We start from the raw sequence: 14,063 nt of genomic DNA on the forward strand, positions 1-14,063 counted from the left end.
ATAATAGACCTTCTGTATAGCAATACTATTCGTAAATTTTAATTTTCGACATCGGGAAATATCTAAATTTATCACAAAAATTTAACCTATGATATCTGCTGCCTACAAATCGCCAACCTATGAAGTCCCCATAACTATCACTAATGGAGATGTAAGAGATATACTTAGTCAAATACCTTCAAAAAGCATTCAATGCACTGTAACATCTCCTCCATATTGGGGGGTCAGGGATTATAAGGTTAAAGGTCAGATCGGAGCTGAACCCGATATTAATTCCTATGTGCAAAATCTCGTCGAAGTTTTTTCAGAAGTTCGTCGGGTGTTAAAAGACGATGGGACTTTTTGGTTAAATATCGGAAACACCTACACTTCTGGCGGGAGAAAATGGAGGCAAGAAGACGGTAAAAATAAAGGGAGGGCCATGTCATATAGACCGGATACTCCTGAAGGACTTAAAAAGAAAGACTTGATTGGTGTTGCTTGGATGGTAGCCCTTGCATGTCAACTTGACGGATGGTATTTAAGGAATGATATAATTTGGAACAAACCAAATTGTCAGCCGGAGAGCGTTAAAGACCGTTTGACAGTTGGTCACGAATATATGTTCTTAATGACCAAGTCTGAAAAATATTACTTCAATCAACATTCTATTATGGAAGACACAAAGGATGGACTGGCTAAGAAAAACCGTCGTAGTGTTTGGAATATTAATACTGAACCATATAACGGAGCTCACTTTGCTACCTTTCCCCCAACTTTGGTAAATCCTTGTATCCTAGCGGGAACTAAACCGGGTGACATTGTTTTTGACCCTTTTTTAGGATCGGGTACAGTATGTGCTGAGGCACTAAGATTGGGACGCTTGGGAACCGGAATAGAATTAAATTTGAATTATGCTCAATTAGCAGAAAGAAGAATTTTGGCCGCACAACCTTTACTATTCTACGATGTAGGGTGAAGGTTCAAAGCTCCATTCACCAATTACCTTACATAATCCTTTATTCAAGTTCTTAATTTGCAATTTTCTTTCACCGCCTCCGTCAAAGTATAATTGAAAATCTAGACTGCCAGAACCACCATAAACAGAACAATAACCGGGTTTAGGCATTTGCCGGCTGTCAAGTTTCATTTCTAAAACCCCATCCCTACTTCTAAGTAACAAATCTTTTGGAATTTCCACTAATTCATATTTCCAATTTGGAAACTTCGTTAAGCATCTTAAAATCCATATTTTTTCTGAGTCCTTCAAATGATTAGTGAAGGCTTCTACTAATCCGAATAGTTGAGAAGGCTGATCTGACCAGTCTCCCTTACCTAATTCCATGTATTTGCTAATCCAAATAGAATCTATCTTGATTGATTTATCAGCTTGAGTCTTAAGACTAATCTTAGTGTTTTCAACAATTATATCATGTCCTCTAAAGCCTCTTGGTGCAAAATCCGCCTCAATTCCAACCAAATTCGCAGTGGTAACTAAAGCGTGTTCAAATTTGTCTTTTGTAAAAGGCTCTTTTGAGAATGCGTGATGAATCATCAACGCATCACCAAATGACAATGACCATTCATAGAGCATCGAGCTTTCGTCCTTTAAAACAAATCTATGAGGACAGTTTAAAATATCAATAACACTTTCCAACCAATACAATCTGCTTTCAGGAAAATTCTCAATAATCTTAATTAAGCGATCGTGGCGCTCTTTTCTGGACATCATCAACTACTCTTAATAAAACAAACATCTTTTTGAATTGAATTTAAGATACGCCACAATTTTTTAAATAATATCACTGATTAAGAGAGACTTAGCCCATAACCTTGATACAAATACTACTTTTCAAACCCTTCCTTATAATCTCAACTCTTAGTTACCCTTTGATTCCCGCCAAAAGGTATAACACAGCCATTCGTACGGCCACTCCATTTTCCACCTGATTGAGAATGATGGAATGCTCGGAATCTGCCGCATCCGAACTCAGTTCCACGCCACGGTTGATCGGTCCGGGGTGCATGATTACAATTTCCTTATTCAGTGCCTGAAGCATCTTTTTATTAATCCCGTAATAAAGGGAGTATTCTCGTAAGCTTGGGAAATATTTGATCTGCTGCCGCTCCAGCTGGATTCTGAGCACATTGGCTACATCGCACCATTCCAGTGCCTTTTTCACATCCAACTCCACTTTCACTCCCAAGCTGGCAATGTACTTTGGTAAAAGTGTAATCGGTCCGCAAACCATCACCTCAGCCCCCAACTTTTGAAGACAAAATATATTGGAAAGGGCAACTCTGGAATGAAGTATATCACCGATGATGGCGACTTTCTTTCCTGCAAGATCTCCAAGTTTTTCCTGCATGGAAAAGGCATCCAAAAGCGCTTGGGTGGGATGCTCATGTGTACCGTCCCCGGCGTTGACGATGTTTGCTTTGATATTTCTGGCCAAAAAATGTGGCGCGCCCGGACTCGCGTGACGCATGACTACCATGTCCACTTTCATCGCAAGGATATTATTGACCGTATCGACCAAGGTTTCCCCTTTTTTTACTGAACTGTTTGAGGAGGAGAAGTTGACCACATCGGCACTGAGGCGCTTTTCGGCAAGTTCAAAGGAGAGTCGGGTGCGGGTGGAGTTTTCAAAAAAAATATTGGCAATGGTAATGTCGCGAAGGGAAGGAACTTTCTTGATTGGCCGATTGATCACTTCCTTAAAATTGGCTGCTGTCTCGAGAATCAGGCGAATATCGGCCTCGGTGATGTCTTTGATTCCAAGCAGGTGTTTGGTGCTAAGTTGCGACATGGTTAATTTTTAACTTTCTCTGTGATCCAAATTGCATCTGCCGGGTTCCCCTGCTCTTTCCATTCCACCACCACGTATTGACTGTCCAGCGTATTTACTTTTACACCAAAGTAGTCAGGCATAATAGGATAATCCCGTGTCAGTCTTCGGTCTACCAATACCATCAATTCGACTTTCTGTGGTCGCCCAAATGCGATCATCGCATCCATCGCTGCCCGCACAGACCTCCCTTGGTAGAGTACATCATCGATGAGGATTACTTTTTTCCCTTCAACCAGAAAGTCAATTTTTGTTTCATTGGCTTTGAGGGGAAAATCTCTTCTTCGAAAATCATCCCGATGAAAAGTGGCGTCCAGGTATCCTGAGGGGACTTCAATCCCTGATATCCCTTTTAAAAGAGCTACGATTTTGTCTAAAAGTAAAGTGCCACGTGGCTGAAGTCCCAAGATCACGGTATCCTCAAAATCGTCGTGATTTTCTATAAGTTGGTAGCAAAATCGCTTCAGTGTGATGGCAATCTGCTGCTGATCGAGTACGAGCCGCTTTTGCATGGGTTGGATTTGGGCGTAAATATAGAAAATAAAACTACTCCCGAACTTCTACTGGCTGGTACAAATCACCATTCACCAGAATTTTATTTAGAAAAAAGACCTCGCGAATTTCTTCTCTTCCACTGGAATTTAAAAACCGAATCGATTGCTGTCCAGTCAGGATGAAATACCGATCATACCAATGCACTAGGCGAAGTGTGGAAAAATCAGTGTTTTTGATTCGATCGTTTGGATCTGCGGGCTCCAGTGGAAAACTCATCTGTTCAAAAATCTTCTCCCCATTTCTGAAAAAACTGGCTTTGATCACGTCATCCACGGCATAGAGGTGATATAAATCATCGCCTACGATGGCTATTTCTCCAAATGGCTCAGGATAATCCGTAGTAAACCCATTAAAGGTCACGGCATTATCCCATAAAACTTGACCTTCCTTTGATATTTTTATGAAATGCGCAGACTCATATTGGTACTCGTTTGAAAAGGTGTAGGCCTGCAGTGGCATCCCCGGCGCAATAAATGGATCCATATGATATGGCACATATCCCATGCGATTGATTCGGTCATAGCGATAGGAATTTGTTGGAGAGAATCCTCCCGGACGCCCCCCTCTGGCACTTATGATATTAATCTGATCAAAATACAGGTAATACGCATCATTGGTTTCCCTCACATCCCGAATTGAAAATGTGTTTTTAATCAGGGGAATATTGGATCTCCCGAGTTCCTTCTGAACTGCTTGATCTCGTTTATTTTTCTGCTTTTCCGGCAGGTAATTGAAAAAATTCGGAAAGTCTTCCAACGTGTAGAGTTTGAAACCATACTCTCCGAATTCATTGATTTCCAAAATATAAGCCCCTTGGTATCCACTTCGCCCCTCCAGTCCAAAAGCCCCTATCATTACCTGTTGATAGTTTTGATCCGCCAAGAGCAAACCCTCAAGAATCTCCTGACCCGGCTCGCCAAACTGGTCCACCTTTACTTCCCGGACGAGATTCCCCAACATATCAAAAGTTAAAATAGAAGTCTCCCTTTTTTTATATTGTCCCCGTCTGCTCACCACAACTTCCAGAGATTCCAATTCAGGCATTTTCCGGATTTGAAGCACTTGCGTATTGTTTCCATATACTCCCTGCACAGTATGGATACTTTTATCGTCCAAATCAAAAATCTGAAGCGCTGGCCTTCCTTCGGCATTACCCATAAAAACCGCTTTGCGATTTTGAACCAAAAACTCCACCAATTCTATGTTGAGCAGGTTCTCAGCGGCATATTCAAAGCCTTGATTGGTCACCAGATTAATTTGCAGAATGTACTTGTCCGCGTTGGTATTGAAACCTTTTGACATCAACACAAAAAGATTTGAACCATCCGTGTCGTAGCCAATCATATCAAACCCTGGTCGGAGGCTGAGCTCAACCAATCCCCGGGTATTTAAATCAAAATCTGAAACAAAAAATTGAAAAACTTTTGGGCTTGTAAAACTGCGCGCTTGAAATGTCCTAAAAGAGACTAGTCCATCGGGCAAACGCATCATTTCAAAAATAGGATCATAGGGCTCTGTGGGTACTTCAAATCTGGAAACAAATTTCACCTGAGCCAGAAGTGCAGCACCTAGACTTAAAAAAAGCAATAGAGTGAGAAAGGCTTTCATTTGCTCAGAGTCAGAATCAAGTTGAATTCTTCTTTAGTCACAGACATCACCGAAAGTCTGGATTGACGTAACATCAACATTTCAGTCAGCCCGTCTTCAGCTTTGATGATTTCCAAGGTCACGGGATTCTTGAGTGCTTGTTTTGCCTTTAGGCTTACGGCCACCCACGTCTCCTCTTTTGGGTCCGGAAATGCCTCCGCTGATACTTCTGCAATCCCAACTACCGCTTTGTCCTTTCCACTGTGATAAAAAAGAACCGGGTCACCCTGCTGCATTTCTTTAAGGAAATTTCGGGCTTGATAATTTCTCACTCCATCCCAAATGTCTTCTCCTTTTTTCGCAAAATCCTCCCAAGAATAAGAGCTGGGTTCCGTTTTGACCATCCAGTAGTTCATATTTTTCAATTTATTGAATTATCTTCTCTTTTTCTTCCGACATCGGTCACCTGACATCAGTCCATTCTCAAAAGTTACCTTTATCAGCTTTAAATTGAAACAATAATTAAAGACATTTGTCTGAATACTGACACGAAAAACTAACTGTTTTGGATCATAAAACTATTTTAAAGAAACTAAAGCTGAGTATTCAGCTGATGGAGCTTCACGACGAAAACCCTTTTAAGATCCGTAGCTATCAAAGCGCCCTGACATCGCTCGAACGTGGAGATCAGGATATTATGAGCCTCAGCGATGCTGCACTTGCTCAAATTAACGGAATCGGAAAAAGCATCATCGAAGCGATCCAGCAGCTGAAAGTGTCAGAAACTTTTCCGGCTTTAGATTCACTTTTAGAAAAAACTCCAACAGGAATTCTTGAAATCCTTCAAATCAAAGGATTGGGGCCAAAGAAAGTCAAGACCCTCTGGGAAGAGTTGGGCATCACTTCCACTCACGAACTCATGGAAGCCTGCCAAAGCGGAAAAGTGGCGCTAATCAAAGGGTTTGGAGAAAAAACGCAGGATACCATCATCCAAAACCTGGAGTTCAAAGCCTCCAATTCGGGAAAATGGCTCTATGCCGATATCGAAGAGGCGATTGCCAAACTGGAATCAGCACTGAAAAACATGCTTCCGAAAGTGCAGTTGGCGGTAGTTGGGGATTTTGCAAGAAAACTGGAGATCATCTCCAAAGCGGAAATTCTGATTGGATCTGATCAGCTTGGAACCGTTAAATCCGGACTGAAATCTTTTTATGAAATTGAATGGGTACCAGCCGAATCAGGCCCCAAAACCTGGAGGGGAAAATTAAAAGATCTTGATCTCAAGGTGACGGTTCATCTGTGTACAGCTACTGATTTTTTGTGGAAAAAGATGGCGCTTTCTGCTTCCACCCATCATTTGACCGGTTTGGTCGATGGCACTGAAACTGTATCCGAAAAACTGAAAAAGAATGACTTCAGCAGTGAAGAAGAATTTTTTGCCAAAAACGGTCTTCAGTTTATCCCAACAGAAATGCGGGAAGGTTTTGGAGAAATCGAACTGGCAAAAGAAAACAAGCTTCCCGAGCTGCTTCAGGATGCTGACCTAAAAGGAATCCTTCACAACCACTCCACCTACAGTGATGGTAAGCATAGCCTTCGGCAAATGGCCGAGTACTGCAAGTCTTTGGGCTTTGAATACCTCGGAATCTCCGACCATAGCCGGACAGCGAGCTACGCAGGAGGATTGGACATCGAAAAGGTAATAAAGCAACAGGCCGAAATAGATGAGTTAAACAAAGAATTGGCCCCGTTTAAAATTTTCAAAGGGATCGAAAGTGACATTTTGGGAGACGGCAGTTTGGACTACCCTGTGGATGTATTGGCCAGCTTCGATTTTGTGGTGGCTTCTATCCATTCCATTTTGAATATGGATGTAAAAAGAGCCACAGAGCGATTGCTAAGAGCAATATCCAATCCCTACACTACGATACTTGGCCATCCGACCGGCAGACTTTTGCTGCGAAGAGAAGGCTACCCCATTGACCACCGAGCGATCATCGATGCCTGCGCAGCTCATCAGGTGGTGATTGAAATCAACGCAAATCCCTGGAGACTTGATCTCGACTGGAGATGGGTACGCTACGCCATGGATCAGGGGGTAAAACTGGCCATCAACCCCGATGCCCATGAAATGGACGGCTATGCGGATATGAAATATGGGGTTTTGATTGGAAGAAAAGGAGGCCTTACCAAAGAAATGACGCTCAATGCCCTCAGCGGGGAAGAAATTGCTACGTACTTTGCGGGCCGTAAGGCTGGTTTGAAATAGGCAGTGTTCAGTAGTTTGCAAACGGCTAAAAGGTAATTGGTTATTAGTTATTGGTTAGCTGTACACGAACGGGACTACATCAGTCATCCGACACCCGCCATCGGTCCTCTTACTTCTTGCCTCTCGGCTTTTGCTTCTCGTTGTCTTGATACTAAAATCTAAATACTTGATACTTTAAAAATGAAATGGTCTGACCTCCCCGAGCCTGTCCTCTTGCAACGTTCCTTCCTTTTCGGAATCACGGGAATTGTGTTGGGCGCACTTTCTATCCTGAATTCCAACTGGAATTATGTTCAAGCACCCATGGGACCTCTCAATGGTGTAAGCTTACTCTTACAGTTTGCCGGCTTGGGTTTGGCGATTTTGGTCCTGAAAAAGCGAAAACTATCCAAAGAGAACAAAGAAAGGTCACAAATGATGATTCTCATCTTAGGTGTGGCCCTGCTCTTTTTTATTTTTTCACTTTGAAAAAAAAGAATGTAGCTATTAATGGAGCCTGAAACCACTTGGTTATCAGGCTTTTTATTTTATGCTTGAAAATAGTTAACTTTTTTTCACAACTGAACGCAACCATTTTTTACCCCCTTGCATCTACCTATTCGAAAGCCAACCGGAATGTTTAACAGACCCAATTTTTCTACTGAAGAAGGACTTATTAAGGGATGTCTCAAGGGGGATCGGTCAGCCCAGCGTCACTTGTATGATTCCTATTCAGGGAAATTTCTGGCCATCTGCATGCGATACCTCAAAGATCGCGAACATGCCGAGGATGTGATGATTGAGAGTTTTATGAAAATCTTCGAAAAGCTGCCACAGTTTCAGTCAAAGGGGAGTTTTGAAGGATGGATGAAACGAATCGTAGTCACTCAAGCACTCATGACCTTGAGAAGCAACCGTCATCTGATGATGGAAGTCAATCTGGAACCAGAATTGGAATACAGCAACCAACACTACGAACTGACTCAACTTGAGGCAGCGGAATTGATGGAATTGGTTCAAAGTCTGCCAGTCGGATATCGTACGGTGTTCAACCTGTATGCGATCGAAGGCTTCGCCCATCAGGAAATTGCGGATATGCTCGGAATCACCGAAAGCACATCCAAATCTCAGCTCAACCGAGCCCGAACAGCGCTCAAAGAAAAAATTGCCAGTCTGCAACCCAAAACAAAGACTAACCATGGCTAAGACAAACGAACAATTCGATCAGCATTTCAGGGAAAAGCTGGACGGACATCGGGAAAAACCAAGTGCACTCGCCTGGGAAAGGCTCGAAAGCCAGCTTCCCAAAGAATCCAAACCCACATTCGGGATTTGGTGGGCGATCGCTGCATCGGTCACTGTCTTACTCGTGGCCGGATACTCGTTTTGGCCCACAGACGGCAAAGTCTCACCGGAAACCTTTGTGGCAGAAAAGACCGAACTGCCACAGGAAAATCAAACCGAAACAAGCATTGAAGTTCCTTTGAATTCAAGTGAAATCATTGAATCAGTAGAGCTAGACAAGACGACAGAAAATCCTGACTTCAAAACTGAAACCGCTCAAACCAACCCTGAAACAAAGCCAAGTACCACTCAGAAAACTAAACCAACTACTTCTCCGGCTTTGACTCAGGCTCCAAAAAATCTGATTGCTCAGCTTGAATCTGAGCCTGTTTCCAAACCAATTTCGGTAGCTATCCCTGAGCTCAAGACCGAGGAGATCCAGGTAGACTTACCCAAATTGAAAACTCCTGAAATCGAAAAAATGGTCGCTCAAACTACCGCTCCGGCAGATGAAGAACCACTCTATCGGGTGAGCATTTACTCCAACGGAATCAAAAAAGGCGAGCCTCAGGAAAAAAATCTGATTACCGAACTTGGCAAGACCGTAGGCCAGGTGGAAGAATTACTGGGCAAAGTTGATGAAGGATTAATCAGCCTCCAAGACAAAAAAGACAACCTCTTTGCTTCGCTGACATCGAGAAAAAATCAAGCGGAGGAAAAAAGGTAAACTAAACCAACTCACCTCTTTTAATTGAATTTAATATGAAATCGAGCATGGCAAAAATCTCTCCAATGGAGACAACAATTACACATGCGAGATTCCATGTGGCCATTAAAAACAATATAAATCACATGAAAAAATACCTGCTTTTGTTTTGCCTTATGGCACTGGTTCAGGTCGCTTTTGCATCCAGCCTGAAAGATTATCCCGTCCTCACCGAATCCGGAATTCAGAAGGACAGCGTCGTAGTCGAATTCGGAAAATCCGGAAAAGTAGTGATCATCGTCGAGTCCAAAGAAGACTTTGAAAAACTAAAACTCATGAACATCAATCAGATCATCAGCGAGCTGGATCTGGAAGAAAATAAGGAAACAGGAGAACTCACCATCGTTGAGATCAAGAAGCGTGACGGATCTGTAAAAGAAGTCGTCAAAGTCCATGAAAATGGAGGAAGTACCGAAGTCAAAGTTGGAGGAATGCGGGTTTATGTGGATGAATCAGGCGACAATACCCGTGTGAAGGTGGAAACCGGAACCAAAAAACACTCAGACCCTCCATTCAGATCCTATTTCAATTTGGATTTGGGCGTAAATAATGTGCTGGAAAATGGTTCTTTCCCCACTTCTGATAAACCATATGCCGTCAAAGGCTGGGGAAGCTGGATGGTAGGACTTAACTGGATGGCCACACAGCGAATCTCTAAGGGGTTCCATTGGGACTTCGGAATCGGATTTCAATTCTACAACTTCAAATTTGAAAACCGGGATTTCCAGGCAGTGCGAGGAGAGGAAGCCATTGATTTTCTTCAGCGAACTGATGTAAATGGATTCAAAAGCAAACTTTCCTCCTCTTACCTCACTGCCATGACTATGCTGGAATTGGATTTTGGAAAAATGAACGACAAAGGACATAAAGGAATGCGAATCGCTGCAGGGCCTTACGTCGGATACAGGCTAGGAGGACAATCCAAGTTTGTATATGAAGAAATAAATGGATCAGGCCGCCGTAAAGACAAAGAAGCCACAGGCCTTTATCTGGAAAACCTACGCTATGGTATCCGCGGCGAGCTGGGAATCGGAAGAGTTAATTTCTTCACCACATACGATCTCAATGAGCTTTTCCAAGCTGGAAAAGGCCCTTCGCTGAATCCAATTACCTTCGGAATTGTATTCTAAAACTTCTTGGGGAGAGAAATCTCCCCTTTTTCACCTGATTCTAAACCAGCCCCACAATGAATTCACGATACATTACCACCCTTTCACTGCTATTTCTTACGCTCCCAATTTTCGCACAGGAAAAAACAGCCATGCAGGGCGAAAAGACCAAAGTCTACACACTATTTGGTAAATCCTGGCAAGTCACCAAGTTCTCCGACGGGACCAAAACCTATGAATGGGACATCGAGAACATTGACTATTCCAATTATCAAAGCCCCCCAAAGTCTTCCAAATTTTCATACAATTTCCTGGAATCTGAAGTCGGCATCAACATCTGGCCATCCAATCAAGGTGCACCTGCGGTGAAGCCTTGGGGAAGCTGGTATGTGGGGTTGAATTCCACAGGAACCTGGAAGCCCAGCAAAAACTTCCATTTGAAATCCTCCCTGGGAGTGAGCTGGCACAACTTCAAATTTGAAGATCGGGACATTATCGCACATAAAACTCCTGAAGGACTGGAATTCCGGGATTTCCGCGATGACACAGGACTTCCGATCGGCACAGGCACCAAATCCAAAATATCCGCGTCTTTTGTCAATATGACCTTGATGCCATCTGTCCTCACAAATGACGGGAATTTCAGGTTCGGTGTAGGTGGATATGCCGGTATGAGACTTGGTGGCAGAGGAAAATTCGTCTATGAAGATGCCGATGGAGAAAAGAATAAGCAATACGAAAAGTCCAACATGTATTTTGAAAACTTCAGGTACGGTCTAAGATCCGAAATCGGTGTCGGTGACTTTACCCTGTTTTTCAATAAAGACCTCAATAACCTCTTCCAAACCGGAAAAGGACCTGAACTCAAGGCGATGAGCTTTGGAATAATCTTCGACGTAAACTAATCCATAAATCATGAAAAATAATTTCACCAAACTCTCCCTGGCATTAGTCCTGCTGTTGGTCACTACAGCCACTTTTGCCCAAAACGTCATCGTAGACACCAAAAAATCCTATCCCGGTATCAATAAAATTGAGGTAGATAGCGGTTGGCTTACTGTCTCCTATGTAGGCGGTTCCGGATCTCAAGTCAATGTTGAAGCTTATTTGGAATCGAATGACAGTAACCAAGACATCATCTTTGTAACTGTGGGCGATGTATTAAAAATCACGCATACCAAAAAACAAAGCAACTACAACTGGAACTCCAAAAATAAGGGATATATCAAAATCTCCGGACCACAGGCAATTGCACTTGACTTAAAGGGTAGCTCTGGTAACATCAGCGTGGAGAATGTCAAAAATGAAAACACTTCACTGAGAGTTTCTTCGGGAAACCTCACTGCCAAAAACCTTCAGGGAAATCTTTCCATCAGAGCAACCTCAGGTAATTTAAATGTGAGTAATGTAGATGGAAATGTTACTGCCGGAATCACCTCCGGAAATGCCAATTTCAATGGAATCAAGGGAGACTTGGCTTATGAATCCACCAGCGGTTCGCTGGAAGCAAATCAAGTAGGCGGTGAAATCAACATAGGTTTAACCTCCGGTAATGCCAAGCTCAACGATATAGGCAAACTTGGGACTATCAAATTTACCTCAGGAAATATCAAGGCAACCAATGCTGGATTGGGTGAAAATACACGCTTAAGTGGTAGCTCAGGAAATTTCAACATTCAGACTCCTTCCAACCTCAAGGACTTTAACTTCTCACTCAAAGCCTCCTCGGGAAATCTGAAAGTCGGCGGAGTCAACACCGGCAAAACGCTTGAACTTGACAACGGTTCAGGATCATGGGTTAGGGGAAATATCACCTCCGGAAACATCACCATTGTAAATTGAAAATTTGAGATTGATTCCAATTTCAAATCTTGAATTTCAAATTCATCGAGGCCGGGAAGCTTCTCTGACAAGTTCCCGGTCTTCTTTTTTCAGTTTCATCAGGCGGGCCATCCGGTCAGGACTTGGTTTGCCAAGGGAAAAGAATACAAGCGTAACGGCAAATATTATGACATACACCGGGTTTTTATAAAAAAGCAATCCTAAAGAGGCCACTATGGAAACCACGAAGAGAAACAAATAGCGCTGTTTAGTAGCCTTGCAGTAGATTTTTACTTTTTCAATTAATTCATCCTGCAAAATCCCAAGCTTTAATTTTTTATGGAAAATCACATATTGAATGATCAATAGTCCAATGCTCAAACCAATCCACAGTCCGTTTACAAAACCCGGCAACTGAGGCAAGTTCCAGGAAAGATTTCCTGAATTATAATACAGGTAAACAAAAGCAAAAAGCGGCAGTGATGCCAATAAAATAAATAAGGTAAGCTGCTCTGCTTTTCTGTAGATGATTCCTATTTCCTGGTTATCCAAAATTGCGTTTTATTTATTCGATGGTGATTTTGATGTCATCTGTCAAAGGTCTTGACACACAGCATAGCACATAACCTGCAGCGATTTCCTTTTCGCTCAAGCCCGCATCCTCATCCATCTTCACTTGCCCGCTCAATAGCTTTCCTCGGCAAGCTGTACAAAGCCCACTTTGACAGCTGTAAGGCATATTCAGACCTGCACTCAGTCCTGATTCCAACACCGTTTTACCCGGATTGACAGTAACCAGATGCTCATCCCCTTCCAGCACAATCGTCACGTCTCTTGAAAGAACCCCGACATTGATGCCTTTGAGTGCTTCCTCATGTGCCTGATGAGCTGCAGCAGAAAAGAAACTTTCCCGGTGAATTCTCTCTTTGTCTATTTCCAACTCATTCAGCACATCCTGAGCGATGTCCATGATCCCGTCAGGACCGCACATGAAATATACCTCCTCATAACGTTGCTCGTATTCAGCTCTCAGGAAAAGCTCCCGTAGCAATTCGGAAGAAAGTCTTCCGCTCAGTCCTGTCCAACTTTCGGAGGGCTTACTGAGATTGTGAATTACTTTCAATCGGTCCGGATTGGCCTTTTCGAGTAACCCCAGCTGATTTTTGAAAATAATCTGCTCCTCATTCCGACTGCAGTAGATCAGCGTGATGATGGAATTCGGCTCATTGACCAAGGCTGTTTTTAGAATTCCCATGATCGGGGTAATCCCACTGCCTCCGACGATCAGGAAGAAATGTCTTCTGTTTTTGGAGTGAAAATCCGTAGTGAAATGCCCAAGTGGCTTAAGGACATTAATCGTCTTGCCAGGGAAGATCTTTTCATTGAGGAAATTGGAAAAAAGTCCGCCGGCTACCCGTTTCACGGAGATCCCGGGAAAAGGGTCTACAAATGGTGAGGTGCAGAGACTATACGATCTGCGCTCCTCTTTCCCGTTGAACTCCATCACCAAAGTCAGAAACTGACCCGGCTTATAATCCAATATAGGCTCCGGTTGCTCAAAATATAGGGAGACCGTATCTTCTGTTTCCCTTACTACCTCCCGCACTTTCAATGGCAAATAGGCATTTGCCTTTGGCTCTTCTTTCTTTTTCTTAAATAAATTGAACATCTGGAATTGATCTGATCGTTAATTTGGCTGCAAAATTAAGCCCCAAGTCGGTTTTATTGCGCACTTCCCTGAGAAATTCCCCATCAAAACCCCAAATCGGAAAAGTAAGTTTGGCTCTGAGTGATAATAATCTTTTCTCCGACCTGATTTTGGCACTAAAAACCTAAATTGCGACCTCCGAAAATCGGACCTGAAT

At 42.9% G+C, this 14,063-nt stretch carries 15 protein-coding genes; 8 read left to right on the forward strand and 7 right to left on the reverse strand.

Going from position 1 to position 14,063, the window contains the following annotated elements; translation table 11 throughout:
* Positions 1–88: 88 nt before the first annotated feature.
* Positions 89–958 carry a DNA-methyltransferase gene (locus BLQ81_RS04920; protein ID WP_092728844.1) on the forward strand — a complete coding sequence of 290 codons (870 nt, stop codon included), beginning with the start codon at positions 89–91 and terminating at the stop codon, positions 956–958.
* Here BLQ81_RS04920 and BLQ81_RS04925 read toward each other — a convergent pair.
* The 5 genes from BLQ81_RS04925 to BLQ81_RS04945 all read right to left on the reverse strand — a co-directional run bounded on the left by BLQ81_RS04925 (position 938) and on the right by BLQ81_RS04945 (position 5,386).
* Positions 938–1,708 (reverse strand): hypothetical protein, encoded by a 771-nt coding sequence (locus tag BLQ81_RS04925; protein ID WP_092728971.1) that lies wholly within the window; start codon positions 1,706–1,708, stop codon positions 938–940. The genes BLQ81_RS04920 and BLQ81_RS04925 overlap by 21 nt on opposite strands.
* A gap of 154 nt (positions 1,709–1,862) precedes the next feature.
* Positions 1,863–2,789: an aspartate carbamoyltransferase catalytic subunit gene (locus tag BLQ81_RS04930; protein WP_092728845.1), complete on the reverse strand. Its 927-nt coding sequence runs from the start codon at positions 2,787–2,789 to the stop codon at positions 1,863–1,865.
* Positions 2,790–2,791: 2 nt separating this feature from the next.
* Complete coding sequence (gene pyrR, locus BLQ81_RS04935) at positions 2,792–3,340, reverse strand: bifunctional pyr operon transcriptional regulator/uracil phosphoribosyltransferase PyrR (RefSeq protein ID WP_092728846.1); 549 nt, start codon at positions 3,338–3,340, stop codon at positions 2,792–2,794.
* A gap of 34 nt (positions 3,341–3,374) precedes the next feature.
* Complete coding sequence (locus BLQ81_RS04940) at positions 3,375–4,991, reverse strand: hypothetical protein (protein ID WP_092728847.1); 1,617 nt, start codon at positions 4,989–4,991, stop codon at positions 3,375–3,377.
* Complete coding sequence (locus BLQ81_RS04945; RefSeq protein ID WP_092728848.1) at positions 4,988–5,386, reverse strand: EVE domain-containing protein; 399 nt, start codon at positions 5,384–5,386, stop codon at positions 4,988–4,990. The genes BLQ81_RS04940 and BLQ81_RS04945 overlap by 4 nt, the downstream gene beginning before the upstream one ends.
* A gap of 149 nt (positions 5,387–5,535) precedes the next feature.
* On the opposite strand from BLQ81_RS04945, the gene BLQ81_RS04950 reads away from it, so the two are divergent.
* The 7 genes from BLQ81_RS04950 to BLQ81_RS04980 all read left to right on the forward strand — a co-directional run bounded on the left by BLQ81_RS04950 (position 5,536) and on the right by BLQ81_RS04980 (position 12,219).
* Positions 5,536–7,239, forward strand: coding sequence for a helix-hairpin-helix domain-containing protein (locus BLQ81_RS04950; protein WP_092728849.1), 1,704 nt, complete (start codon positions 5,536–5,538; stop codon positions 7,237–7,239).
* Positions 7,240–7,419: 180 nt separating this feature from the next.
* Positions 7,420–7,707, forward strand: coding sequence for a hypothetical protein (locus tag BLQ81_RS04955; protein WP_092728850.1), 288 nt, complete (start codon positions 7,420–7,422; stop codon positions 7,705–7,707).
* A gap of 147 nt (positions 7,708–7,854) precedes the next feature.
* The gene (locus BLQ81_RS04960; protein WP_092728851.1) at positions 7,855–8,424 is read left to right on the forward strand and encodes an RNA polymerase sigma factor; all 570 of its coding nucleotides are present in this window, start codon (positions 7,855–7,857) and stop codon (positions 8,422–8,424) included.
* Positions 8,417–9,229 carry a hypothetical protein gene (locus BLQ81_RS04965; protein WP_092728852.1) on the forward strand — a complete coding sequence of 271 codons (813 nt, stop codon included), beginning with the start codon at positions 8,417–8,419 and terminating at the stop codon, positions 9,227–9,229. The genes BLQ81_RS04960 and BLQ81_RS04965 overlap by 8 nt, the downstream gene beginning before the upstream one ends.
* A gap of 125 nt (positions 9,230–9,354) precedes the next feature.
* The gene (locus BLQ81_RS04970; protein WP_092728972.1) at positions 9,355–10,398 is read left to right on the forward strand and encodes a porin family protein; all 1,044 of its coding nucleotides are present in this window, start codon (positions 9,355–9,357) and stop codon (positions 10,396–10,398) included.
* 56 nt (positions 10,399–10,454) lie between these two features.
* Positions 10,455–11,282: a hypothetical protein gene (locus BLQ81_RS04975; protein WP_092728853.1), complete on the forward strand. Its 828-nt coding sequence runs from the start codon at positions 10,455–10,457 to the stop codon at positions 11,280–11,282.
* 10 nt (positions 11,283–11,292) lie between these two features.
* The gene (locus BLQ81_RS04980) at positions 11,293–12,219 is read left to right on the forward strand and encodes a DUF4097 family beta strand repeat-containing protein (RefSeq protein WP_092728854.1); all 927 of its coding nucleotides are present in this window, start codon (positions 11,293–11,295) and stop codon (positions 12,217–12,219) included.
* A gap of 42 nt (positions 12,220–12,261) precedes the next feature.
* On the opposite strand, the gene BLQ81_RS04985 is transcribed toward BLQ81_RS04980, so the two are convergent.
* Together BLQ81_RS04985 and BLQ81_RS04990 are read right to left on the reverse strand one after the other, a co-directional pair.
* On the reverse strand, positions 12,262–12,750 hold the full coding sequence (locus tag BLQ81_RS04985) for a hypothetical protein (RefSeq protein WP_092728855.1): 489 nt from the start codon (positions 12,748–12,750) through the stop codon (positions 12,262–12,264).
* A 13-nt stretch (positions 12,751–12,763) separates the two neighbouring features.
* Positions 12,764–13,867: a ferredoxin--NADP reductase gene (locus tag BLQ81_RS04990; RefSeq protein ID WP_092728856.1), complete on the reverse strand. Its 1,104-nt coding sequence runs from the start codon at positions 13,865–13,867 to the stop codon at positions 12,764–12,766.
* Positions 13,868–14,063 lie beyond the last annotated feature (196 nt).

This window comes from Algoriphagus alkaliphilus (assembly GCF_900103735.1).
GTDB classification, from domain to species: domain Bacteria; phylum Bacteroidota; class Bacteroidia; order Cytophagales; family Cyclobacteriaceae; genus Algoriphagus; species Algoriphagus alkaliphilus.

Excerpts from the sequence above, each read along its gene's own strand:
- BLQ81_RS04975 (WP_092728853.1), top strand. The coding sequence starts at position 10,455 with ATGAATTCACGATACATTACCACCCTTTCACTGCTATTTCTTACGCTC.
- BLQ81_RS04920 (WP_092728844.1), top strand. The coding sequence starts at position 89 with ATGATATCTGCTGCCTACAAATCGCCAACCTATGAAGTCCCCATAACT.
- BLQ81_RS04945 (WP_092728848.1), bottom strand. The coding sequence starts at position 5,386 with ATGAACTACTGGATGGTCAAAACGGAACCCAGCTCTTATTCTTGGGAG.
- BLQ81_RS04970 (WP_092728972.1), top strand. The coding sequence starts at position 9,355 with ATGAAAAAATACCTGCTTTTGTTTTGCCTTATGGCACTGGTTCAGGTC.
- BLQ81_RS04925 (WP_092728971.1), bottom strand. The coding sequence starts at position 1,708 with ATGTCCAGAAAAGAGCGCCACGATCGCTTAATTAAGATTATTGAGAAT.
- BLQ81_RS04990 (WP_092728856.1), bottom strand. The coding sequence starts at position 13,867 with ATGTTCAATTTATTTAAGAAAAAGAAAGAAGAGCCAAAGGCAAATGCC.
- BLQ81_RS04960 (WP_092728851.1), top strand. The coding sequence starts at position 7,855 with ATGTTTAACAGACCCAATTTTTCTACTGAAGAAGGACTTATTAAGGGA.
- pyrR (WP_092728846.1), bottom strand. The coding sequence starts at position 3,340 with ATGCAAAAGCGGCTCGTACTCGATCAGCAGCAGATTGCCATCACACTG.
- BLQ81_RS04980 (WP_092728854.1), top strand. The coding sequence starts at position 11,293 with ATGAAAAATAATTTCACCAAACTCTCCCTGGCATTAGTCCTGCTGTTG.
- BLQ81_RS04930 (WP_092728845.1), bottom strand. The coding sequence starts at position 2,789 with ATGTCGCAACTTAGCACCAAACACCTGCTTGGAATCAAAGACATCACC.
- BLQ81_RS04940 (WP_092728847.1), bottom strand. The coding sequence starts at position 4,991 with ATGAAAGCCTTTCTCACTCTATTGCTTTTTTTAAGTCTAGGTGCTGCA.
- BLQ81_RS04955 (WP_092728850.1), top strand. The coding sequence starts at position 7,420 with ATGAAATGGTCTGACCTCCCCGAGCCTGTCCTCTTGCAACGTTCCTTC.
- BLQ81_RS04965 (WP_092728852.1), top strand. The coding sequence starts at position 8,417 with ATGGCTAAGACAAACGAACAATTCGATCAGCATTTCAGGGAAAAGCTG.